Raw genomic sequence first — 24,127 nt, 5'->3', positions numbered from 1 at the left:
TGTCAGGGCGGTGTACAACTCCGGCATCATGATGTAGCGATAAGTGCCCTCATACTTGCCAATCTTCTGCAACTTTTCCTGTGCTTTAACTTTCAGTGCCATAATGCTAAATTTTAAGTTTGTAAAAATAATTTTAATAGTTAATGTTTAATGTTTAATGTCTCAATGTTTAATGTAGATTTGCGCCCTCGCGAGGGAGAAATTCTTAGTGCACGTGGGAAATTATTTTGCCGCGCGCGGCCGCCATCTGTCTCATTCATTTCAACACTGCAAAGGTACGATATTTTGATTGCGGTTCACGAATCATCCGCACAAAAATACAGTGTGACAGTTAAAATTCTCGCCCTTCCACTACTGTCTGTACTGCTATATATTTATATATATAAATATATAGATATACTTTTGCACCATCACACCCTCGTATTTCTAACTGTCACACTGTATCACTGTATCAACCTGTTGTCTTTTCCTTGTGTCGGCGAATTCTGTGGCATCTTTAAGTTCAAGTGCTCTGCGTCGATGAAGCGCTTTTTTTTGTTGCTTTTTGTGAAATTTGGGGTGATTTTACTTAAAATACCTTAAAAGTTAGAGGGGTGTCCTGAGTTCTGGGACACCCTTGTTTTAGTTTTGCGCCCTGAAATGCTTCTGGCAGGATGCTATGCCGGGGGCGAAAATAATTAATAAACCAACTTTTAAAAAAAGAAAGAAGAAATGAATCAAAACTTTAACGATTTAATGGACTGGAGCGATGGCGCCAGGCGTACGCTCGACAGGGAGCGCGAAAAGATGATGGAACGAGTGGAACTGATCGACGGTCTTTCGCAGGCTATGCAGGCCGTTGACGAGATTCTAACCGAGAACAAAAGTTTGAAAACGGAGCTGGAGAGCTTGCGAACGCAACTGCAGATGGAGAAGGACTTGCGCACCAAGGCTGAGATACAGTTGGGCGAGATGAGCAAGCTGTCGGCAGGCATGGCCAAGAAGGCTTCGCAGGATGAGGTGCTGCAGGCGCTGCGTGTATTCGTCAACAAGTCGAAACGCAAGAAGGTTGAGAAGCGCATCGCCATTAAGGAGATGGTGCTGGAGATGGCGAATGCCAACGGTGTGCTATTGCCCGAAGACCTGGCAACGGCTATCGACAGCCTGGACGACGAGCAGTTGGAACCCAAGGTGGTGAACGTGGCTGGCAACTATAACGACATCCACGATAACAGTAGTGTGACCCGTATATAAAACTATAAAAACTATGGCAGGAAATAACATTTATGTACAAGGATCGTATGTCGACATTCACGACAACGAGGTGGTGAATCTTTCGGTTGATAAGGCGCAGGTGCGCGTGGGCGACCAACAGTTGCAGGCCCAGGCGAGTGATGTGCCCGAGGTGTTGGCCGATAGCGAACAGTGGCAAAAGGTGATGCAGGCAGGTTTGGTGGATGCCGACGGACAGCCCACCGTGTCGCGTACCGAGGCTGCGATGATAGCCGATATGTTGGCCGATAGGTTGGGTATTGCCAATAAGTGGAAGTTTTTTGAGCAGTTGTGGCATCGTAACAATATGCGTGGCGACTACAATACTGCTCTCGACCAACGAAAGACGCTGAAATTCCAAGAACGACTGAAAATTATTCTAGGCTGATAATCAGCTGCTTACGTTAATCCGTACCCCCTACGCGTACCCCCAGCGTAGGGGGTATTTGTGTTTTATTCGCCGTACCTTTGCACTCGCAAACCTGAGGTTGCAAGCGATAATTTGACTTATTGATACAAACATTATGGAAACAAAGATTTTAAAAGTGGTGCGCCAGGGCGAAGCCTTTGGTGTACAGTCGTCGAAAACAGAAAACGGTTCCATCCAGAAGTGCAACATTGTGCTGCGCGAGATGGGTGGATCGAAGTTCGAAAACGAGTATGTGTGCGCCATGCTGGGTAATCTGGCGGCGTGCAGGTTCTACGAAGGTGATGTGGTGGCAGCCACACTTCGTTTCTCTACCCACGAATATCAGAACCAGGTGTTCCAAGAAATACTGGTTACAGACGTGGTGAAGATTTCTAATGTAAAAATGTAACAATTAAATTTTTAACCATGAGTTGAGGGTGAGGAGGATATTCTCGAGTAAATGGCCAAGGAATCCGAAACTTCTTCTCGCTTAAACAACTCAAAATTATGACACAGATTATTAATATTAATACAGTACAAACAATCACGTCGCTCGAAATAGCCGAGCTGACAGGTAAGCAACACAAAAACCTGATGCGAGACATCCGTAAAATGGAGATAGCATGGGAAAAAATATGTGGGCTCAAATTTGAGCTGACATCCCGAACCATCGTTCAGCCTAACGGCGGAACCCGTGAGGTGCCCTGCTATCAGCTAACCAAAACCGAGTGCCTCTACATCGCCACGAAGTTTAACGATGAGCAGCGTGCCAAGTTGGTGCTGCGCTGGGAAGAACTCGAGCTGGAAAGATTAGAAAGATTACCCGCATTGCAAGTTCAGAAAAAGATTCTGGCGCTGGCCGATGGGATTATCGGCGAGGGGCTGCGACTGCTGAACGAGCCAGCAGAAGATACGTTGACTGCCACCCAAGTGGCCAAGACGTTTAACATGACCACCTTCGACTTTAACGCCATACTGCGCGACATGGGCATACAGTACCGCCGCGATGGCCACTGGAACATCAGCGACGATCTGGCCGACCGCAACCTTACACGCCTGCGCACGCACGTATCCTATAGTTTAAAGGGCGTGAAGAAGATAAAGACCTACATGACGTGGACCCTTGATGGTGTAAGATTCCTGAATTCTAAACTTGGTTATCCTAACTTCTAACATTGACCATTATGAGTGTATATACATTGAACAACGACGGGGTGAAGATGATGCGCCCCGTACATTCTAGAGAGGAGTACTTGGCGCTGCGCAACGGCGGGCGCCAGATGGAGTACATGAGGCGCATACGTGCTGGCGAGGAGCGACTGAAATCGGAACTGGTGCAGATGAACTACAGCTGCCTGCCCAACGACGACGGTACGCTGAAAGGTAGCAAGCGCATGAGCACCACCGTAGGCATGGATATCGACCACCTTACAGCCGAAGAGATGCCGGCCGTGCGTGAGCGCATACTGGACAAGAAAGATGAGCTGGGGCTGAAGATGCTTGAGGAGAGTGCCCGCGGCGGTGGTTACCACCTGGTGTTTGCGCGAAAGCCCGAACTGAGCCAGGAGGAGAACCTGAAATGGGCGAGCAATCTGCTGGGTGTGGCCTACGATGCGCAGGCCAAGGATATCACGCGTGTGTTCTTTACAACTACTGAGGCAGAATTACTATATCTGGATGATGGTCTGTTTGCAATAGATGAAGCCGTTTCGACCGAACAGGTTGATACAGTGATACAGTGTGACAGTTTAATTTCTTTGCCTACCCCCACTTACGATGCCTATGCCAAGTACAACGGCATACCGTTTACAGAGATTATTGCCAAGTACTGGGAGCTGTACAATGGCGGCAAGGTGCCTACGGTGGGCGATAGGAATGCGCTCACCTTCGAGCTGGCCGTTACCATCCGCAGTATCTGCGGTTACGATCTGGAGCAGCTGATGCAGGTGATACCCAACTACTGGGCGGCGCCCGACGGCACCTGCACCCAGGACGATATGGACGAATATCAGAAAACCATCGAGAACGCCCTGAAAGAGCCGCGTAAGGGTATGCCGTACCGACTGAAACAGGTGCTGCAAGCACTTAAATCGCAGGCAGGCATCAAGGCCTGTGGCGGCACCATGACCACACCGCCACCCATGCCTAAAAAGCTGCCACCGCTTATAAAACTGCTTACCAAAAACGTGCCATGGTATTACAAACCTGCCGTGGCCAGCGCCGTATTCCCCGCATTGGGTGCCCATCTGCACGGCGTAAAATTCCGCTATTGGGATAACGTTGAGCACGAGGCTACGTTTATGAATCTGCTGGTGGGTCGCCAATCCATCGGTAAGGGCTCGATCAAAAAGCCCATCGATTACATTATGGAGGACATTAAGCAGCGCGACCAGCCCAACCGTGAGCGCGAGGCTGAGTGGAAACGCAAGAATCCACCTGGTAAGCAGAAGAAGGACCCGCGCCCTGCGGATATCTGCATTCAGATGCTGATTGATAACCTGACCGATGCGGTGTTTAACCAGCGCATAGTAGATGTTAACAACAACGGCGAGCGTTACATTTTTACCATCGTAGATGAGGTGGAGGCGCTCAAGAAGGTAACATCTAAATGCTCGGTTGATGAAGTGGGCTTGCTGATACGTAAGGCCTTTGATAATTCGCTGGCTGGTCAGGAGCGCGTGGGTGCCGATAGCGTATCGGGTATCGCTCCGCTCAGATGGAACTTCAATGCCAGCACCACGCCGCCAAACGCCCGTAAGTTCTTCTATAAGATGGTGAACGATGGTACCGTGGGCCGACTGGATGTGGCCACCATTATCCGCAACGATGATGACGACGACGAACCGCCTATTCAGGGCATCTACGACGAGCAGTTTGCTGCCGAACTGAAGCCTTATATCGACCGGTTGGAGGCTGCCAACGGACTGATAGAGTGCCCGCAGGCCAAGAAACTCTCGCTCGATATCCGTATAGAAAACAAGGAGGCTGCCAAGCTGTTCGAGAGTGAGGCCTATCGCGTGCTGTCGTATCGTGCCAACGTTATCTCGTGGCTAAAAGGCATGCTGCTGTATGTGGCCCACGGCTATAGATGGGACAGGACGATAGCCGACTTTGTGCGTTGGAGCGAGCAGTACAACCTGTGGTGCAAGATGCTGTACTTTGGCGACCAGCTGGAGAAGGAGTTGCGTGAGGAAGTAGAGATACAGCGCCGCTCGGGCCCCAAGAACCTGTTGCGCCTGCTGCCCGATGAGTTTACCCGCGAGCAGTATATGCTGATGCGTCAGCAGCAAGGCAGGCAAGGCGATGGCGATAGTGCCCTGCGCCAATGGCAAACCCGCGGCCATCTGGTGTACGACGAGGTGAGTCGGCGCTATTGTAAAACCGAACAGTTTAAACAAAAATACGCCAACCTATGATACAAGTAGATAATACCCGCGAATGCTTTGTGCAGCTCTGGCTACGGCTGGAGCGCACAAGGCGCCTGCTTGGCATGCAGTGCAAACGCTACTGCATACGTAACATACTGAAAGCGTGGTTCGGTCCACAGGCTACCGATGATATGATTTGGGAGGTATGCCACCTGTGCGAGCAGGAAGGTTGGAACGAGTTGCCTCTGCCCAGTCTCTATCCGCGCAAGCACCGCGAACTGCTGCGCGCTATTGTAGCTGTAAGCACAGGCATCAGCTTTTACAAGATCGACCTGAAAGCCCTCGATGCCGCCTACAGCCAGGCCTTCCCCCACAGCACACCCCTCAACGTGAACAAGAAGAGAAAGGTAAATTAAACATTAAACAATATGGAACCAATCATACAATTAAACAGTGAAGCTAAGTTGAGTGATCACTTCACTCTAGGTGAGATGACAAAGAGTAGTAGTCACCCCGAAGTGTATAACATCCCTAGCCATGAGGCGATTGCAAACCTGAGGCGATTATGCGTTTGGCTGGAAGTGCTGAGAGAACGGGCCGGACGATCTATTGTGATCAACTCGGGCTATCGCTCGCCGCAGTTGAACCGGAAGGTTGGGGGAGCGCCCACCAGCAACCATCTGACAGGTTGCGCCGCCGACATCCGTACCAGCGGGATGGAGCAAGCCATCACCTATGCCGCCATCCTGCTGGCCTACGCCCGGGAATCGCAGCAGGAGTTCGACGAGCTGCTGATAGAAAAGAATCGCTACGGTGCCGTGTGGCTGCATTTTGCGGTGCGGCCAAAAGAAAATAGGCGCAAGGTGGCGTTTATAAATTGATGATTCTGGGATAGAGGCCTGCAGTGATTGCAAGCCTCTGTTATTTTTTTACTGTTTCAGCACAGGTTGATAGGTGATCTTCTGTACAATCTGTCCTGGATCTACAATCGAGAGCGTGATAACATGCTGCCCTCGGGCCTTATCGAGTGGCAACGTAAGCACGAAATCCTTGCGGTTCTCAAGAATCTGTATCTTCCATTCGCGCCCCCATTCCTTGAATTTATTCTCTAAGGTGGCGGCCTTACCCTGGTCGATGCTCACGGCCAAACGGTTGCTGCGATCGGTAGAAACGGGCCACATGGGTACCACCGAGATGCACAGCTGGATGGAGTCGGCACTGGCTGGCAGCGATGGGATAGGGATATTGATGCTGCCCGATGCTTTCTGGTCGAGCGGCTGTCCCATCTGCAGCACCTGCCAGTCGGTACCCATACCATCTAACAACTTGAAGGGGGCTTTGACATCGAGATCGCCCAAGTTGATTTTATGCTCGAACTCGGGATGGCGCTGGTTGTCGGGCAGGCGATAGGCCGTGGTAGGCTGGGTGGTAAGTGTGGGCATCTGATGGTAGAGTGCGGTATAGCCAGGTGTAACCTCCGACATCATCTGGTTCCACTTGCCGCCTAATTGTGTGTTGTAGCGCTCCAACAGCAGGTTTATCTGGCGGTTGGCATCCCTGCATTGCTCGGCATACAGCACGTTGCCTGTTTCGTGGTTGGCCTGTGCGTACAGGTACTTACGATTCATCTGGTAGGCTGAGTGTACGGCATAGCCTAACATCTCGAACAGGGCAGGGCGTTGTTCGGGTGCGAGGGCCTGCTCGATGGCATCGTAGGCAAAGCAGATGTTCTGATAGTCGACCAATCGTTTCTGAGCGGTACCGGTTTCGAAGCTGAAGTCGGTATCGTAGAGTCGGGCAAACTCAGGGGTGTCCCATTCCATCTCATAGCCCATGAACTCTGGCTTGCGGTCCCATGCCAGGCGGTAGTAGTTGTCGAGGATGTATTGGAACGCCTCCTGATGCTGCTGTCCGAACACTTTTGCCAGCCACTGTGCCTGATAGGCATTGGCATTATCGTAGCTGAACTGCTTGAAGTTGTAGGCCATGTCCATGAACATCTGTGTCTCGATTTCCATGGGCTTGATATCGCCTACGTTCAGCAGCCAGTAGCGGTCGGCACCGGCGGTATAGGCTTTCAGCAGCTCTTCGTACATGAGCATGGGGGCTGTAGAGAAAATCCACAGATTGTCGTGGGGCACCCCGCAGTAGCTTATGTGGTAGTACACGCCGCTGCCACCGCTGCGCTGCTGTTCGCGGGTGTTGCTAACACGCTTCATATAGCCGTAGTTGTCGTCGGGCCACACCAGGGTGATGTCGTCGGGTACGCGCAATCCGGCATCATAGATGTCGAGTGTTTCTTTGTAGGGCACGAATATCTGCGGCAGCTGGGTGGCTTTCTTTTCCTTATATTTCTCGAGTATCTCACGCTGCTTGGCAAACACATTCTCGAGCGTGCGGGCGCGATCCTTGGGATCGGTACTGCCTTTCATCGCCTCGTCGTGCAATCCGCGCAAGCCCATGGTGTAGATGTTGTCGAAGGCTTTGGTATCGCGAATGCGGTCGTCGAGCTTCTTCAGGATAGTGGCGCTGTTGGTTTCGTAGTTCCATTCGCCATCGCGCTGCTTGTTCCACTCCGATTCCGCGGCGTTGTTGAACAGCAGGGGCTCGCAGTGGCTGGTGGTGATCATAATGCCATAGGCATCGGCCACCTGCTGACTCTCGGGATGGCTGTAGAAAGCACCCGTGCAGGAGTGCATGGCTGGGGCCAGCATGTTGGCCTTGAGGCGCAGCAGCAGCTCGCAAACCTTGGCATAGGTCTTGGGGCCAATATCGCCTAACTCCTTCTCGAAAGTTTTGGCGGCCCAGGGCTTCAGTCCCCAGTCTTCGTCGTTAATAAAGATACCACGGTATTTTACCGAAGGCTCGCCCGAGGCATAGTAATCGCAATCTACGGCTGCATCGGGGTTTTTAGGTACAGCTACGTCGGCCCACCAGTACCAGGGTGATACGCCAATGCGTTGCGACACGTCGTAGATACCGTAGATGGTGCCACGCTTATCGCTGCCTGCTATCACCAGGCGCGGCTGTTTCTCGTTTGTGATGCTGATAACGTAGCTTTCCCATTTGCCTCTCAGGTCCTTATCCTTCAGTACACCCTTGGCAATAAGCTGTTTGATAGTCTTACTTCCATAGGTGCCTACGATGATTTGCGACGGATTGCCAGAGGCTGAACCTGTAACCATGGCTATATCGTGCTTCAGGTCGCCGATGGCACGTATTACCTGTGGTGATTCTGTTTTGTCGTAACTCACAGTTGCATTTGCAACTTTGAACGTCCTGCCTTGCATGCAGAGCGGAACAAGTAGTAATAACCATAAAAATCTTTTCATAACAAATCTAGTATTTGAGTGCAAAGATAGAAAAAAAATTAAAAGTAAAGCCCAGACTTTCACAAGCCTAGGCTTTTTTTATCAATTACTAACTAATTATATTAATTATTCAAATTAATAACCAGGATTCTGTTCGAGAACACCGTCCTTGTTGGCTTGGATGGCCGACAGTGGGATGGGGAACAGGTCGAAGTGGGCATCGTAATCCTTCTTGTCGGCGCTGTTGGCTGCGTTGAAGTAAGGATTGTACTTCTTGATGCGCTCGGCCAGCTTGCCTACACGCGACAGGGTGAGGCGGCGCTTCTCCTCGCAAACCAGCTCGCGGAGACGCTCATCCAGAATGAAGTCGATGTCCATCTGGTCGGCAGTTACAGCCTTGGCCTTGGCACGGGTGCGCAGCACGTTGATGTCGGCTGCAGCCTCGGCTTTCTTACCCAGATTTACATATGCCTCGGCACGCAGCAGATAGGCTTCGGCCAGACGGAAGAAATACTGATCGGTGAAAGTCTTACCGCCGGTTCCTGCCAGCTGGTAGGTGGCCTTGTCCTGATACTGGGCATCGGGATAGTGGAATGGTGTGGTCATCTTGGTAGAGTAGCCGCACATAAAGCGGTTAGGCAGCTGGTTGGTGGCATTTACACCGCCGTCGAAACCTGTGGTCATCGAGTAGCCAGCGGGCAGTACGGTGTGCTCAAGGTCGAAATAGCCATCAGGCATGGCAGCTGCCAGCTCAGGACGGTCGGCCAGCACGTTGGTGCGATGAATCTTGAAACGGCGAGGCCAGTTGAACTCTGAGTTACGCATATCGTTGAAGTCGTCGGCCCAGATGCCGTTATACAGATGATCTACAGCATAGTGTGTACCGATACCACGGCCACCGGTCATATCGCCGATAGGCCAGTTGAACAGCTGCACGTTGGTGCCGTCGGGGGCAATGAGCTGGAACTTGTCGACCTGAGGAGCAAAGAAACGCTCGCCCCAGAAGCTACCGGGATTCCAGAAGAAATGACTGGTGTTGTTACCACCACCATCAACGTTGGTCTCGAACTGAATCACCCAGATACCCTCGGTATTGCCTGCCGAACGGTTCTGATTGTTGGGGCGGAACAGATCGTAGAACACGTCGCCATCCTCCTTGGCCTGCGAACCGAAACGCTGGGTCATCAGGGCCAGGTTGGTGTTGTTGATAACAGCCGAAGCGGCATTCACAGCCTTGTCGTTAGCGCCTGTTGCCAGGTAGGCCTCGGCCAGCAGCATGTTGGCGGCAGGTTTGCTGATCTCACCATCCTTTACGGCGTTGATCTCGGGCAGATTGGCTGCGGCATACTCCAGGTCTTCGATCACCTGAGCCCATACCTTATCTTTCGACTCGCGTGTGAAATCGGTCTTGGGGGCTGTTACCTCCTCAATCTGTAGGGGCACATTGCCATAGAGCAGAACCAGCGTGCGATAACCTAATGCGCGGAAGAAACGGCCTTTGGCTTCGAACTCTTTCTTCTGATCGTCGGTCAGAGCGGTTGCGTTAGGCACACGGCTGATAACGGTGTTGGCCTGGGCAATCAGCTTGTAGTTCTCGTCCCAGTAGAACTTGGCAATGGCGCCCGAGGGAGAGAGGTCGGCAGTTATGTTCGACTTGAGCGGGTCGGCAGTAATCCACATATCTGCAAACTTCGAAAGGTCGGTGGTGCGGTCGTATGTGGTGTAGAACTCCTCACGTGTAAGGTAATAGAGTTCGGTGGTAGCAGCATCAAAGTCTGCTTTCGTATTGTATGAGTTGGATGCCGAATTAAAGTCAAGGGCTTTCTCCTCCAGGAACTTGTCTTCGTTGCATCCTGTCAGCGTCAAAGCTGAGATAACGGTGAATAATAATATCTTTTTCATGTGTAATGGCAATTAAAGATTGATATTGATACCAAATGTCACGCTCTTCATAACCGGGCGGTTGTCGTAGCAGCTACCGGTTGTACGGTTCTGGCCGTTGATGTCCTGATAGGTCATGTTAGGCTCGGGATCCCAACCATGCCAGCCGGTGATGGTGAGCAGGTTCTTGCAGCTCATGTAAACATTGATGCCGTCGATACCGATGGTGCGCATCCACTGCTTGGGCAGGTCGTAAGAGAGGGTGATATCCTGCAGGCGCAAGAACGAGCGGTTCTCGTAGCGATAAGGATTGATGGCAGGGTTGGCATTGTAGAGCGCGTAGATACCACCAGGATTGCTTGGTGTCCAGAAATTGTCCACCTGTTGGGTCAAGCGGTTGTGACGCAGTGTGTTATCGTTGACGAGCTCGGCAAACGAGTTCTTACCCATAAAGCTCTTGCTGCCACCCAGAACGGCGTTGAGGAAAAAGCTCAGTGTAAGGTCCTTGTACTTGAACGAGTTGAGCAAGCCCATGCGTACCGATGGATCGGTCTTACCGATGATGCTGCGGTCCTTCTCGTTAATCTCGCCATCATCGTTGATATCTACGATGCGGTAGTTACCTGGGTGATAGCCCTCGGGGATATTGTCGCCTACCTGCCAGATGCCATCGATGGTGTAGTCGTAGATAGCCGAGAGCGACTCGCCGATGAACAGTGATGATGAGGTGAGGTCGTCTTCCTTACCGTCGCCGTTGGTGTCAAGACCTGCCAGCTTGTTGATTTTGTTGCTGTTGGTTGAGAGGTTGAACATTGATGTCCACTCAAAGTCCTTGGTCACAATGTTGCGAGAGTTGATGGTAATCTCGAAACCGTTGTTCTGAATCTCACCTACATTCGACATGATAGATGTGAAACCGGTGATTGAAGGAATCTGTACAGCATAGAGCAGATCCTTGGTCTTGGTGGTGTAGTACTCGATATTACCCGAAATGCGGTTGTTCAGCAGGGCAAAGTCGATACCAAAGTTGAAACCTGCAGTCTTCTCCCATTTCAGGTTGGCATTCTCCATCGAAGCCAGCTCCTGGCGCATAGATCCGCTAACGCCATCGCCGAAGATGTAGCCGATAGAAGAGTTAACACGGGCCAGTGAAGAGTAGCGTGAGGTCTGGTTTCCGCTCATACCCCAACCGGCGCGCAGTTTCAGGTAATCCAGCTGTGGCACCTTGAACCACTCCTCGTTGGTGAGAACCCAACCCAGAGCTACTGATGGGAATACGGCACTCTTGTTGTTGGCCGAGAAGCCTGAGTAACCATCTCGACGTACGGTGGCGGTCAGCAGATAACGGCCGTCGTAAGAGTAGTTTACGCGAGCCATCTGGTAGAGCAATGTCTCCAGCCAGGCATCCGAATTTGTATTCTGAGTAGAAGCCAGCTCCAGTGAGTTGTAACCCAGCGTCATACGTGGGAACAGCTTGGCATCGGCACCAGTGTAGCTGTACTTGCGGCGTGAAGCACCGTAAACCAATGTGGCACCAACACTGTGCTTGCCAAAGTCGTTCATATAATTCAGAATGTTATCAAGCGTATAATCATAATAGGTAGTGTGGTGCTTGTAAGCCTGACCATTGTTGTTCTCGGCAAACTCGCTGGCATAGTTATGCTCGCCAATGCGGTAGTTGTTACCGAAGTTAAGGCGATAGGTGAGGCCCTTCAGAGGCAGCTGCACCTCGGTGTAGAGGTTGGCAAAGAATGAGTTAGAACGATCGTAGTCGTCAACCAGCGAGCCATGGTATGGATTCTCGCGGGCATCGTGAGCGGGATAGTGAATCATATCGCCGTTCTCATCGTAAGGCTTGGTAAGTGGGCTGCACTCGATGAGGAATGGCAGATAGGTTTCCTGGCCATCGCGGTTCTCGAACGAACCGAATGCCTGTACACCTGCCTTCAGCCATTTTACTGGCTGGATGTCTAAGTTAACGCGGATTGAGTTACGGCTGTAGTCGTCGTTAAGCAGATAGTTCTTCTGCTTGGTATTACCCAGTGAGATCAGGTACGACATGGCATCGCTACCACCCGAAATATTCATCTTGTTCTCCCAGATAGAACCATTGCGGGTAAAGTCGCTCCACCAATCGTAGTCGCCAGGAACAATGTTGCCCTGGTCGTCGGTCATCCAGGCATCCGGCATGCGCTCAGAGAGCTTGAAGTTGGGATTCTGCTGGGTGTAGCCCGACTCTGCCGTCTTAGAATACTGCCACAAACACTCATTGTCGAAGTTCAGCATTTCGCTGCGGTTCATGGTGTGCATCTTTTTGGTAGGTGTCTGGAAGCTGTAACTGCTCGAGAACGATACCTTGGCCTTGCCCTTGGCGCCCTTCTTACTGGTGATGAGCAGTACACCATTGGCTGCCTGTGCACCGTAAACGGCTGTAGCCGAAGCGTCCTTCAGTACGTCTACGCTTTCGATATCGGCAGGGTTGATGCTCGACAGATTGCCTGTGAAGATGATACCATCGAGGATGATCAGTACGCTGGTGTTACCCGAGATGGTATTGGCACCACGGATAGAAAGCTCGGGACTTGAACCGGCAGAACTGGCCTGACCTACATTCAAGCCAGGTACTGTTCCCTGTAACGACTGCAGAAGGTTAGTGTTAGGACTCTTTTCGAAGGCCTGGATGTTGGCACGGCTCACTGCACCGGTAACATCGCTCTTTCGCATGGTACCATAACCTACTACAACAACCTCGTCGAGCAGCTTCTGGTCGTTCTCCATCTTAATCTCCAAAAAGCTCTTGCCTTTTACCGATACTTTCTGAGTAAGAAAGCCTACAAAAGAAATCTGAATCTCACCTTTTGTGATGTTTTTCAGTTCAAATTTTCCGTCGAAGTCGGTCACGGTACCATTCGATGTACCAACTTCTCTTACAGTGGCACCGATAACGGGCTCGCCCGCATCGTCTTTCACAACACCTTTAATGATGCTTTGGGCCGAAAGCAGCATAGGAGCTGCCAGCAGCGTGAGCATCATTAAGATTCTTCTCATTGTTTTTTCTTTCATACACAAATGATTTTAATTATTAGTAAATTTGGGTAAATCTGCCGCAAAGGTAAGGCAAAAATATGTTTTTGTTGCAAGGAATTTGTTGCATAGCCCTGCGATTATTGTGCAATATATAATATATCGGTATTTTGCAACAAAATCGCAAAATACCGATACAAATGTCACTGTTCTTGCAGGATGCTACTCCTTATGTGTCTCGATGTATTCCGAGGGCGACATGCCGAAATGTGTCTTAAATGCGGTCGAGAAATGGGCCTGATCGGCATAACCTACCTTGAAGGCAACCTGTGAAACGTTTACCTTGCTTTCGCGCAGCAGGCGGGCGGCTTGCTCCATGCGCAGGTTGCGCAGGAACTTACCACTGGAGATGCCGGTAATCTCCTTCATCTTGCGATGCAGTTGTGCACGACTGATACCCACGTCGGCAGCCAGCGTGTCGATATTGAATTCGGGATCCGACAGGTTGGCATTGATTGAGTGCATCACACGTTCCATCAGCGCATCGTCGTTGCCTTTAACCTGAATTTTCTCCACGCGCTCCTCCTGTTGCATGGCTCCGCTGAATTTACCACGCAGGCGGCGGACGTTGTCAATCAGATTGTCAATCTGGATATGAAGCTCCTCCATACTGAACGGCTTGGCAATATAGGCGTCGGCACCCGACTTCAGACCTTCGAGCTTGTGCTCTACTTCGGCTTTCGAGGTGAGCATGATTACTGGAATCTGCGAAATCTGAGGATTATCTTTGATACGTTTCAGTAAGGTGAGTCCGTCCATCTCGGGCATCATCACATCGCTGATAACCAGGTCGTACTGTTGGGTGAGAAGGATTTTAAGCGCCTCTTTTCCATTCGGGGCATGGTCGAATTTGTAGTGGTTGCCCAGTTCGTTGTTGATGTAGTCGGCAATCTCCTGATCGTCGTCAACCACAAGGATATGGAACTGGTGGAATGCTTGTCGGGCGCTTGCACCGCTAGACAGAATCTCGCGGGCAGGGGCGTCGGTGATAATCTGTTCAGGTTTCAGATGGCCATATCCCTTTGGAATGGTTACCGTGAAGCAGGCACCTCGCTCGCCATCCTTACGATTGGTGGCTTTTATCTTGCCGCCGTGCATTTGGGTGATGGAGCGACTGAGATTCAGTCCAATTCCTGTGCCCTGCATGCCAAGGTCGTCGGCATTACGTCCCTGATAGAAGCGGTCGAACAGTCTTTCGGCCTCTTCTTCTTTGAAGCCCACACCAGAGTCGATCACCTGTATCTCGATTTCTTTCTCCGTTTCGCGCAGAACCACTTTTACCTCGCCGCCGTCGAAGGTGTATTTGAAGGCGTTTGAGAGTAGGTTAGAGATAACCTTGTCGAAGTTGATGCGATCTACCCATGCCAATACATGGTTTTTCTCGTGTTCGAACAGGAAGGTGATGTTACGCTGGTTGGCGTTGTATTGGTATAGCTTACAGATGCCGCTGATAAACTCCACGAGATTAGTCTCCCTGCAGTGCAGCTGCATCTGGTTCTTGTCGATACGTCGCTCGTCCAGAATCTGGTTCACCAGTACCATCAGGCGCTGGGCATTACGGTCGATCGTGTCGATATAAACCTGCTCTTCGCTGTTTGTGGCAATGCTTTTTAACTTGGCCAGAGGACCCATAATCAGTGTGAGCGGCGAGCGGATGTCGTGAGTGGCATTCATCAGGAACTTCATCTTCTCCTCGTCCATTCGCTGATGGGCCTTGCGGCGAAGGCTCAACACCAGGGCTACCAATAATAACACACCAACTAACAGATAGAAGATGTGGGCCCAGGTTGACTGATACCAGGGAGGGGTTACCTTAACCGTTATGGTTTTTATCTCAGAGTAAACACCCGCTGAGAGGGCTCTTACCTCAATCTTGTATATGCCTGGCTGCAGATGGTTTAGCTGGATACTGTTCTCGCCCTCGGCTTTCTGTATCCATTTCGAACCGTTGATTTGATATTCGTAAATAATATTGTCGGGACTTACGAAATCAAGCAGCGAGAACTCGAGTGTAATGCTGTTGTCAAGATACGATACCTGATAGGCGTCGGTTTCAATCACGGGGCCGTTGGTCATGGGGTTGCCTGCAACGAAGAAACCTGTTAGCTTGATGGGGGGCAGATCTCTGTGGCAGCCGGTTGCACGTGTGGAGTTGAACACCGTTAAACCGTCGTTGTTGGCAAAGTATATCATGTCGTCGCTGGTATGCATGCCAACGCAGTTTATGTATTCCTTGGTGGTAAGTCCGTTACCGATAACATGGCCAATGAAGTTCTTTCTTTGTTGATCGAACTGCCAGATACCCATTGAGGTGGCGCACCAGATGTCGCCATTGTTGGCTTTTACAATATAACCCACTACTTTGTTGGACAGACCCTCGCCATAACCGAATCGGGATACTTGCTGGTCGCCAAGATGGTAGGTGAAAAGCCCCTGGTCGGTGCCGATGAGTATATCGCCGTTTTGGGTCTCACAAAGCGAATAGCACATGGTGCCTTCAAGTAGACTATTCCAACCGTAAGGATGGAAATTGTCGTCTTGTGGGGCGTAGCATGAGATACCAGCAGATGTGGCCATCCAGATATAGCCATTCCTGTCGGGCATCATCGCCATAATCCAGTTGTTATGAAGTTGTCCTCTTACAGCATCGTGCTCTGTTGCCAGAAATTTGCGTACGGAGTGGTCTTCTGGGTTGTAAATACAGAAACCACGCGAGTATAGGGAAATAAACAATCGCCCATCGCCTAAATCCGTCATGTCGTTCAGCTTGTCACAAACAAAGGATGCCTGATATTGCGATCTGCCTGTCTGCGGGTCGTACGAATAAAGCGCTTTATCAGTGCCTATCCAGTAGCGTTTCTTGCGGTCGCGGTAGATTAATTCGGCCGATGGCGGTGAGGCAGGGTGTGACACAATATGGCCACGCTTGTCGAATCCATACACGCCGTTGCCTTGTACAACAGCCCAAACCATGTCCTGATCGCCTTTGCAGATGGAGGTAATGGTGGAACTGATGCGATAGCCTTGCGACGAAAAACTCCATGAAGAGAACTGGGGCTGGATGCGAGGTATCATGACCAGACCTTTTGACTGGCAGCCTAACCAAATGTTGCCAATGCGGTCTTCGTAGATACACCAGATCTTGGCCGTGTTCAGATCCAAACCGTTGAGTTGGCATTCAACGCGCTCCAGCTTCTTACTGCCTTTCTTCAGTATGAACAGACCGTCGCCTCGCGTACCAATATAGATGTTGCCATTCCTACTTTGGAATGCACTACTGATAACCACATTGTCGTCTCCAAGGGCTGTGAGGTCGATATCTGCCTTAGTCATTTGTCCTTGGTGATAGCGATTGATGCCATGCTGACGAATAACGAGAATGTCGCCATTGATCTCCACCATCTTGACCACAATGCCTTGTTGGACAAAGAACTGATGTACTTGATGCTGATCCTTCATCGTGATTTCTTCGCCATAGCCACACTTCCAGAAACGGCCGTGACTATCTTCCATCATCTGATTGAAATACCAATTGCCACTTTGGGTGGTATGCCCATCCGGCACTTTGTGCAGGGTGTTGTCTTTCAGTTCAAAAAGTCCCATTCCTGATGTGCCAAACAGAAATTCGCCGTTCTTACGTTCAAGGACGGATATGATGCGTGGGTTGTTTGGCGTAGGAAATGTGTATTGGATGAAACGATTGCTGGCGTAGTCGTAACGCGAGAGGCCGGTTCTTGTCCCCACCCAGAGCTGCCCCTTTTTGTCGCAATAGAGTCTGGTAACGATATTACTGCTCAATGTGGTAGAATCGTCGGGAAGCGACAGATAGGTGGTGAACCGATAGCCGTCGAACTTGTTGAGTCCGTTCTCGGTCGCAATCCAGATGTAGCCATATTTGTCCTGGCACACATCGTTAATCAGACCGCTTGAAAAACGTTCTGACGGGAAGAATTGGCCTGCCTGTCCATGCGCCATCAATGGCATGACGATTAGTAGCAAAGATAGTAATATTTGTCTCATATCGTATCATTTTGCTGCAAAATTAAACAAAATTCCTGGAACTACCATAGGTTTTTGTTTCATAGACATGGAAAAATGTTTCGAACAGCCATGAGTGCAAGTCAATACGTAAAAAAAAGCTTGTTCTGCTCTGTTGCGGGCAAAACAAGCTATTTAAATGTTGAAGAGATTTACTCTATCTTACTCCCAGCCTGGGTTCTGTGTCAGGTTGGGGTTCTTCATCAACTCGGTTTGTGGGATGGGGAAGAGGTACATCTTATCGCTCCACTGGCGGCTGACCGTCTGGCGCTTGTAGCTGATGCTGCCATCCTCGTTCTTGGTAAGCTTCATCTCTACGATGTTCTTAAAGAACTTGTCGGCCTCTTTCCAACGGCGTACATCCCAGAAACGATGACCCTCGAATGCCAACTCTACAAAGCGCTCGTTCTGCAGCTTGGTCCAGAAGGTAGTAGCATCCAATCCCTCGGCAAAGGCAGGCATGCCTGCACGCTGGCGGGTTTTGCTGGCTGCCTCGCGAGCCGACATGGGGAACTCGGCGCTGGTAGCATCGGCCGAACCCAGATACCTGAATACAGCCTCGGCATAGTTCAGGTAGAACTCGCCCATGCGGAAGGTGAGCCAGGTGTGGCGGCTCTCCTTAAGCTTTGAGTTGCTGGCCAGCGAGATGGCACCGTTACACAGCTTCTTCAGGTAGTAGCCGGTAGGTGTGGCGCCTGTAAGAGGCTCGCCGTTGATACCGCCCTGGAAGGTTTCGAGCTTGGCGGCACCCGAGTACGTGGGCCACTGATCGCCGTTAACGGCTACGGTAGCTGCCAGGCGTGGGTCGCGACCTGCGTAGGGGTTCTTGGCGTCGTAGCCCGAACCAGCCTCGTTGATTGAGAGACCGGTAGCCTGCATATCGTAAGCGTCAACCAGGTTCTGGGTAGGACAGTTTCCGCCTGTACCGCCCTCGATACCAACGGGGTAGTTGTTGGTCTCAACAAGATTGTCGCCACTCGAATTCTTATAGTAACGACGGCCAAACAGTATCTCCTTCATGATGGTTGGCGTGTTGAAGCTGGCGGCATCCCACAGGTCGGCGTACTTGGCGGTAAGGCCCTTGCCACGTGCCTCGGCTGCATCAAGCAGTTCCTTGGTGTAAGTGGCTGCTGTGTGGTAGCGCTCTTTATCGCCGTTGGCATTGAAGAGGGGGCTTGCCCAGTACAGGGCTGCACGAGCCTTAAGGGCCAGAACGGCCAACTTATCGGCACGACCACTCTCCTCGGTACCAGTAGCATACTGGCCCAGGTTGCTGTAATCCTCGGTAATCTTGCCCTGGATGTCGTTACACTCATCGATGATGAACTTAAACACATCGTCGGCACTGCTGCGAGCAATGTTGTTAGCCTCTTCGGCAGTAATCTCTGATGTTACCAAGGGTACACCGCCATACTGGCGAACCAGTGCAAAGTAATAGTAAGCACGCATGAAACGGGCCTCGTACTGATAGTGCTCGTAACGGTACATCTGTGCACCGTAGTCGGCATTCAATTTGAGCTCCTCGAAGTCCAAGCCCTGCATCTCGGCCAGGAAGTGGTTGGCCACCTTAATGCCCGAGTACATGCTGTTCCAGATAGAGTTCTTTGCGTTTGATGGGCTCCAGGCACCATTGTAGAAATCGTCGATACCGTTACCCAGCTTGCTATACATGGCCTCGTCGGTAGCCGAAGCCTGCATGGCGCCACTCGAGTAGTTACCGAAGTCGTAATCTACCGTATTATATAAATCGGTCATAAAACCGCCGACATTACCGAAGTTCTTGGTGATGTAGTCCTTGTCGTAGATGTTATACTCGTTGTAATCCATCTTATCGTTACAAGAGGCCATCGCCAGTGTTGCCAGGGCACCGATGAATAATTTATTCAGTTTCATATTCTCTTAATTCTAAATTCTTAATTCTCAATTAAAATGTTACGCTCAAACCAAGTGCGATGCTCTTGTTAACGGGGTTGATGTCGTAGGCCTCGGGATCGCTCTCGTCGATGTGGTCGAAGCAGAGCAGGTCGATACCACGTACATAAAGCTTGGCACCGTTTACAATCTTGGTTTTCTCGAGCAGCGAAGCGGGCAGGTTGTAGTAAACCTCCAGGTTGCGCAGCTTCAGGAACGAGCGGTCGGCCAGCCACAGTGTTGAGGTCTGGTAGTTGTTGGCGTTGCTCTCGCTGCTAAGGCGTGGCAGCTTGGCGTTCTGGTTCTCAGGCGTCCAACGGTTGTCGTAGGCATACTGCGAGATGTTGGTGTTACCAACCAGTGGCCAGTACATGCTCTTGGTGTTAAGCACGGCACTGTAGTTGCCAGTGCCCTGGAACATGGCGTAGAAACCTAATCCCTTCCACTCGGCTCCGATATGGAAGTTGTAGTACAGTTCGGGGCAGGTGGTGCTATGACCGATAGCTACCTTATCGTTAGCGTCGATGATGTTATCGCCGTTCACGTCGCGATACTTGATGTCGCCAGGCTTAACGGTAGAGAAAGTCTGTGTGGGGCTGGCAGCGATGTCGGCCTCGTCCTTAAAGAAACCGATAGCCTCCAGACCGTAGATCTGTCCGTAAGGATTGCCTGTCTGAATGAGGTTATCGTACAGGCGTGGCTCCTCCAGCATCTCCTTAATCTTATTCTTGGTGTACATCAGGTTACCGCCCAGGTTGAAGGTAACGGCACCAAAGTTCTTGGTGTAATCAAGACCGAGCTCGAATCCGTGGCTATCCACACGACCGGCATTCTCGTAAGGGGCATCCATACCCAGTACGGCCGAATACTTTCCGGCTGCAGATACCCAGATGTCCTTGCGCTGCTGCATCCAGTAGTCGAAGGTTACATCGAGTGCACCAAACAGCTTGGCATCGATACCAACATTATACTTGTAAGCCTTTTCGTGGCTGGGGTTGGCTGTTGCCATCTGGCCCAGGTAGGTGCGACCGAACTCTGAGTTCCAACCGCTATCGAATGGATAAACACCACCCGATGTAGCATACTGTTGAGCGTAGTAGGTCCACACGTCATCGCCAGGCAGGTAGTCGGCATTAATGATGCCAGCCGATGCGCGTAGCTTCAGGTAGTTAACCCAGCTTGCCTGCTGCATGAAATCCTCGTTAGTGATAACCCAGGCTGCTGAGAGGGTGGGCGAGAAGGCCCATTTGGTGCTGGGAGCCAGACGGCTGCTGCCACTCTCAACCAGTGCCAGATCTACAAAGTAACGGCTGTTGTAGCCATAGTGAGTGAACCAGCTGAAGTTCTGGCGGTAGATGGTGTTGTTAACGCCATTAGGATCCTCGTACTCGTAATCCCACTTAAGCTGCGAGTAGATGCTGTGCTTACCAAAGGTGCGGTCGTAGTTAAATCCACCATCGAAGTGCAGGCGACGTGCAAAGGTGTTAACATTGGCATCGGTTCCCATCTCGCTGTCCTTGCCATAGGTAGCGGTTTTTACGCTCGGCTCGGCATCGCCATCGGCCCATGAGGGAGCGTTTACGCTATATACATAGGTCTTAGAGTGGTCCTCGTAAATATTCGATGTGTTGTCGTAACCCACGCGTACCTGAGCACCCAGACCCTTTACAAACATGCCAAGGTCCTGCTTCAGGGTAACGTCGAACATCAGCGAGCGTGAGTGGTTCTTGTAGTAGGCGGCGCCTACGCTCTGAGCCACAGGGTTGCTGGTTCCTGCCCATACATCGCTACCACCCCAAACGCCGTTGGCATCCTTTACAGGGAAAGCAGCTGCGGGAACGGTGTAAACCATGTCCCACAGGTCGGCCTGCGAACCTGGGCGCGATGTTTCCTGCAGTACTCCCAGTAGGTTTACGCGTACATCGGTAGTCTCAGTCAGGTCGATATCCAGGTTCATGCGCAGGTTGCCCTTTACATACTTGTCCTGTGTAGAGTAGCCCTCGTTGTTGTTGGGCGACTTAACAAACCCCTTATCCGAAATCAGGTCAACCATGGTGTAGTAACGGAATTTCTTGGCACCACCACGGAACTCGATGTTGTACTTGTTGGTCATAGCGGTGTTGCGGAAAGTCTCATCTACCCAGTTTACGTTTGGATAGAGATAAGGCTTGGTGCCATCGCGCAGGGCGTTAAGCTCCTGGGTGCTGTAGCGGGCTGAGAGCCCATCGTTGATACGAGCCTCGTTAATGGCCATACCATAGGTGTAGGCATCAACAAACTTTGGCTTGTTGGCGATGGTGTTAAACAGGTGGTCGTAAGTAACCTTGATGCTACGGCTATCGTACTGTCCACGCTTGGTGGTAATGTTGATGGCGCCATTGGTACCCTTGTAACCATACAGAGCAACAGCAGCGGCATCCTTCAGGATGGTTACGTTCTCAACCTCCTCGGGCGAGATGCTGGTAATGTCGCGCTCGATACCATCTACCAGGATGAGTGGCGAGTTATTGCTTGATGTTTGCAAACCACGTACATAGAATGTAGGGTTCTGAGCGGCATAGCGACCACCATTCTGCAGCGAGATAAGGCCATTGCCCTCACCCAGAATGCTGTTGCCGATATTCTTGGCGCTACGGCGGTCGGTCTTATCGGTCTTGATGACCGAAACGGCTGCCGTTTGCTCCTCGGGTGCCAGCTCTTTGTCGATCTGTGCCATAGTAGGCAGGGAAATACCAGCCAATACTGAAAGCACAACTATATATCTTTTATTCATATATTTCAATAAAAATTTTCAATTTTCAATTTTTAATTATCAATTCCCTTCTTACCATCCGGCATTCTGATACAGGCCATAGCCCTTGTTAATCTCGGTGATGGGGAATGGCTGCAGATACCACTTAGGATCGAAACCGTCGGTCCACCACTTGCGGGCACCGGTTGTAATGGCAAAGCGCTCAAAGTCGAAGTGCGAAGGCTCGTAGAAGTTAGGATCGTCCTCTTTCAACTTCTTGTTGAACGACTTGTTGTACCACTGACTCTCCTCGCGTACCCAATTGTCATTCTTATCCTTAACCAGACGGTAGATACGCAAACCGTGCAATGTGCGCTCAAACAGGTCGGCACGCTTGTAGCGGGTCATATCAAAGTAGCGCTCCATCTGGAATGCCAGGTCGCAAGCACGCTCACGCAGAATCTCATCAAGCAGGGCCTGCTTGTTGCTGGTAAGATTCATGCCAGGGTTGCACTCAACCAAGCCCTTCAAACCTACGCGGGCACGTACGGCATCAACATACTTGATGGCTTCGGTTGCGTTGTTGTCGGCCTGCAGCAGTGCCTCGGCATAAGTCAGGTAGATATCGCTCAGCATGATGGCGTTCCACTGTGGCTTTTTACGGCGCATAGCCTCGCCAACAATGTACTTCAGCATGCGGTAGCCGGTACCATACTTTCCCGAGTTGGTTTTCGAGGCAGTACCTATGGTTGTGCCGCCAACCCACATCTCCCAGTTGGCACCGCTGGCACGTCCGTCGGCCCAGTTCAGGGTTTGGCGGTCGCCGTTAACCATTACTGATTCGTAAAGTCGTGGGTCGCGGGTGTACTGCAGGTTCTGCAGCAGCTGCTGGCCCTTAACGGTATCACCCTTTACAAACATATAGTCGAGCTTGCCTTCCTGTTGGGCCTTGTCCCAATCAAACGGTGTACCATCGGCCCATGGGAACATCTCTACGTACTCCTGAGTTGGGCAATAAGCATAACGGTCGTTACCGCCGCTACCATCGGCTTTACCACCCCAACCAAGGTTGTACCAACCGTAGTCGTTACCATGTGCATTGTTACTACGACGGATGCTGTGCAGAATTTCAGGACTGTTCTGCAGGATATAGCCGCTGCGGAAAGCGTAACGGTAATCCTCCTGGGTGGTGCCAAGTGGCTGTACCAGGTGATAATGGCCGTTGGCGTTCATCTGAGCAAAGAAGTCGGCACAAGCCTGCTTCAGCTGCTGCCACAGTTCGGGCTTGCTGCCACCATACCAAGCGCAAGTGTCGGCCTCTACAGTGTACTTTCCCTGCCAGTAAGGCTGAGCATCGTTAAATAAGGGTGATGCTGCAAACTGCAATACCTTACACTTCAAGGCCATAGCGCCAGCCAAGGTCCAGTGCCCGGTCTCGGTATCGGCTTCAGAACCCTCGTAAGCCCAAGGCAGAGCCTTGTTCTTAATAACGGTGTTAAGCTGATCGACCATGAAGTTAACGGTTGACTCTACGCTGCGGCGAGGCAGGTCGTAGCTGCCCTCGGAACCTGTAAACGAACCGGTGATGATGGGCAAACCGCCATAAAAACGGAAAGCAATAAAGTAGGCATACGACATGAGGCAGCGAGCCTCGTCCTTAATGCGAGCCTTCTCGGCATCGGTCATATTGGGCACCTTGTCGATATTCTCAATCAGAATCCAGCAGTGGCGCACATTCTCCCAGATGTACTCGTTTGTATAGGGGTAGATATTACCATTCTTATTACCATCGATGGCTGATGTGAGCGAACCATTGTAATACTTACCAAACACAATGGTATTGTTGAACAACAGGTGGAAATCGTCGCCCAGTGCATCGGGCATACCCTTCCAGTAGTTCTGGCACTGAGGTGCTGCGTTGGTTGAGTTGGTAGGCAGGTTGTAATACTGGGTTGCATAGATACCTGCCAGGAAGTTGCGGGTGTATTCAGGATTGCTGAATACAGTATCCGCTGTTACCGTTCCACCGGGAGCCTTCTCAAGGAAAGCATTTCCGAACTTAACGGTATCGGTGCAAGCGCCAAGGCTAAGCGTTAGCAGGCTTACACCTATTATATTTTTTATATTCAGTTTCATGTAGCTT

Annotated in this window: 14 protein-coding genes and 1 pseudogene; 7 read left to right on the top strand and 8 right to left on the bottom strand. The window is 51.0% G+C overall.

What is annotated here, in order from left to right; translation table 11 throughout:
* Positions 1-102, bottom strand: a pseudogene (locus tag T500_RS15515) (DNA-binding protein); the annotation flags it as partial.
* Between the two features lie 609 nt (positions 103-711).
* Here T500_RS15515 and T500_RS0107910 point away from each other — a divergent pair.
* From T500_RS0107910 to T500_RS0107880, 7 genes are all read left to right on the top strand, one after another.
* Entirely contained in the window at positions 712-1,233 is a 522-nt protein-coding gene (locus tag T500_RS0107910) for a hypothetical protein (protein ID WP_036908848.1), read from the top strand.
* Positions 1,234-1,246: 13 nt separating this feature from the next.
* Complete coding sequence (locus T500_RS0107905; RefSeq protein WP_028907668.1) at positions 1,247-1,639, top strand: hypothetical protein; 393 nt, start codon at positions 1,247-1,249, stop codon at positions 1,637-1,639.
* 136 nt (positions 1,640-1,775) lie between these two features.
* The gene (locus T500_RS0107900) at positions 1,776-2,069 is read left to right on the top strand and encodes a hypothetical protein (RefSeq protein ID WP_028907667.1); all 294 of its coding nucleotides are present in this window, start codon (positions 1,776-1,778) and stop codon (positions 2,067-2,069) included.
* Positions 2,070-2,167: 98 nt separating this feature from the next.
* Positions 2,168-2,833: a Rha family transcriptional regulator gene (locus tag T500_RS16670; RefSeq protein ID WP_080694827.1), complete on the top strand. Its 666-nt coding sequence runs from the start codon at positions 2,168-2,170 to the stop codon at positions 2,831-2,833.
* An 11-nt stretch (positions 2,834-2,844) separates the two neighbouring features.
* On the top strand, positions 2,845-5,076 hold the full coding sequence (locus T500_RS0107890; protein WP_028907666.1) for a hypothetical protein: 2,232 nt from the start codon (positions 2,845-2,847) through the stop codon (positions 5,074-5,076).
* Positions 5,073-5,444 carry a hypothetical protein gene (locus T500_RS15500; RefSeq protein ID WP_036908844.1) on the top strand — a complete coding sequence of 124 codons (372 nt, stop codon included), beginning with the start codon at positions 5,073-5,075 and terminating at the stop codon, positions 5,442-5,444. The genes T500_RS0107890 and T500_RS15500 overlap by 4 nt, the downstream gene beginning before the upstream one ends.
* Positions 5,445-5,456: 12 nt before the next feature.
* The gene (locus T500_RS0107880) at positions 5,457-5,909 is read left to right on the top strand and encodes a D-Ala-D-Ala carboxypeptidase family metallohydrolase (protein ID WP_051611954.1); all 453 of its coding nucleotides are present in this window, start codon (positions 5,457-5,459) and stop codon (positions 5,907-5,909) included.
* 48 nt (positions 5,910-5,957) lie between these two features.
* Here the strand turns inward: T500_RS0107880 and T500_RS15495 are convergent, their stop codons facing one another.
* The 7 genes from T500_RS15495 to T500_RS0107840 form a co-directional block, all read right to left on the bottom strand.
* Positions 5,958-8,282, bottom strand: a complete 2,325-nt coding sequence (locus T500_RS15495; protein WP_196243489.1) for a glycosyl hydrolase 115 family protein — start codon at positions 8,280-8,282, stop codon at positions 5,958-5,960.
* A gap of 192 nt (positions 8,283-8,474) precedes the next feature.
* Positions 8,475-10,241, bottom strand: a complete 1,767-nt coding sequence (locus tag T500_RS0107865; protein WP_028907663.1) for a RagB/SusD family nutrient uptake outer membrane protein — start codon at positions 10,239-10,241, stop codon at positions 8,475-8,477.
* 12 nt (positions 10,242-10,253) lie between these two features.
* The gene (locus T500_RS0107860; protein WP_051611952.1) at positions 10,254-13,268 is read right to left on the bottom strand and encodes a SusC/RagA family TonB-linked outer membrane protein; all 3,015 of its coding nucleotides are present in this window, start codon (positions 13,266-13,268) and stop codon (positions 10,254-10,256) included.
* A 198-nt stretch (positions 13,269-13,466) separates the two neighbouring features.
* Positions 13,467-17,324: a hybrid sensor histidine kinase/response regulator transcription factor gene (locus T500_RS0107855; RefSeq protein ID WP_028907661.1), complete on the bottom strand. Its 3,858-nt coding sequence runs from the start codon at positions 17,322-17,324 to the stop codon at positions 13,467-13,469.
* 180 nt (positions 17,325-17,504) lie between these two features.
* Positions 17,505-19,235: a RagB/SusD family nutrient uptake outer membrane protein gene (locus T500_RS0107850; protein WP_028907660.1), complete on the bottom strand. Its 1,731-nt coding sequence runs from the start codon at positions 19,233-19,235 to the stop codon at positions 17,505-17,507.
* A 31-nt stretch (positions 19,236-19,266) separates the two neighbouring features.
* Complete coding sequence (locus tag T500_RS0107845) at positions 19,267-22,026, bottom strand: SusC/RagA family TonB-linked outer membrane protein (RefSeq protein WP_028907659.1); 2,760 nt, start codon at positions 22,024-22,026, stop codon at positions 19,267-19,269.
* Positions 22,027-22,077: 51 nt separating this feature from the next.
* Complete coding sequence (locus T500_RS0107840; protein WP_028907658.1) at positions 22,078-24,120, bottom strand: RagB/SusD family nutrient uptake outer membrane protein; 2,043 nt, start codon at positions 24,118-24,120, stop codon at positions 22,078-22,080.
* Positions 24,121-24,127: the final 7 nt, after the last annotated feature.

Source organism: Xylanibacter ruminicola Ga6B6 (assembly GCF_000687715.1).
GTDB lineage: Bacteria > Bacteroidota > Bacteroidia > Bacteroidales > Bacteroidaceae > Prevotella > Prevotella ruminicola_B.
The sequence above is the reverse complement of the archived record's forward strand: the minus strand, read 5'-3'. Positions and strand labels throughout refer to the sequence as shown.

Bases quoted from the DNA above. Each gene is read 5' to 3' on its own strand.
- T500_RS0107910 (WP_036908848.1), top strand. From the start codon at position 712: ATGAATCAAAACTTTAACGATTTAATGGACTGGAGCGATGGCGCCAGG.
- T500_RS0107905 (WP_028907668.1), top strand. From the start codon at position 1,247: ATGGCAGGAAATAACATTTATGTACAAGGATCGTATGTCGACATTCAC.
- T500_RS0107900 (WP_028907667.1), top strand. From the start codon at position 1,776: ATGGAAACAAAGATTTTAAAAGTGGTGCGCCAGGGCGAAGCCTTTGGT.
- T500_RS16670 (WP_080694827.1), top strand. From the start codon at position 2,168: ATGACACAGATTATTAATATTAATACAGTACAAACAATCACGTCGCTC.
- T500_RS0107890 (WP_028907666.1), top strand. From the start codon at position 2,845: ATGAGTGTATATACATTGAACAACGACGGGGTGAAGATGATGCGCCCC.
- T500_RS15500 (WP_036908844.1), top strand. From the start codon at position 5,073: ATGATACAAGTAGATAATACCCGCGAATGCTTTGTGCAGCTCTGGCTA.
- T500_RS0107880 (WP_051611954.1), top strand. From the start codon at position 5,457: ATGGAACCAATCATACAATTAAACAGTGAAGCTAAGTTGAGTGATCAC.
- T500_RS0107865 (WP_028907663.1), bottom strand. From the start codon at position 10,241: ATGAAAAAGATATTATTATTCACCGTTATCTCAGCTTTGACGCTGACA.
- T500_RS0107860 (WP_051611952.1), bottom strand. From the start codon at position 13,268: ATGAGAAGAATCTTAATGATGCTCACGCTGCTGGCAGCTCCTATGCTG.
- T500_RS0107855 (WP_028907661.1), bottom strand. From the start codon at position 17,324: ATGAGACAAATATTACTATCTTTGCTACTAATCGTCATGCCATTGATG.
- T500_RS0107850 (WP_028907660.1), bottom strand. From the start codon at position 19,235: ATGAAACTGAATAAATTATTCATCGGTGCCCTGGCAACACTGGCGATG.
- T500_RS0107845 (WP_028907659.1), bottom strand. From the start codon at position 22,026: ATGAATAAAAGATATATAGTTGTGCTTTCAGTATTGGCTGGTATTTCC.
- T500_RS0107840 (WP_028907658.1), bottom strand. From the start codon at position 24,120: ATGAAACTGAATATAAAAAATATAATAGGTGTAAGCCTGCTAACGCTT.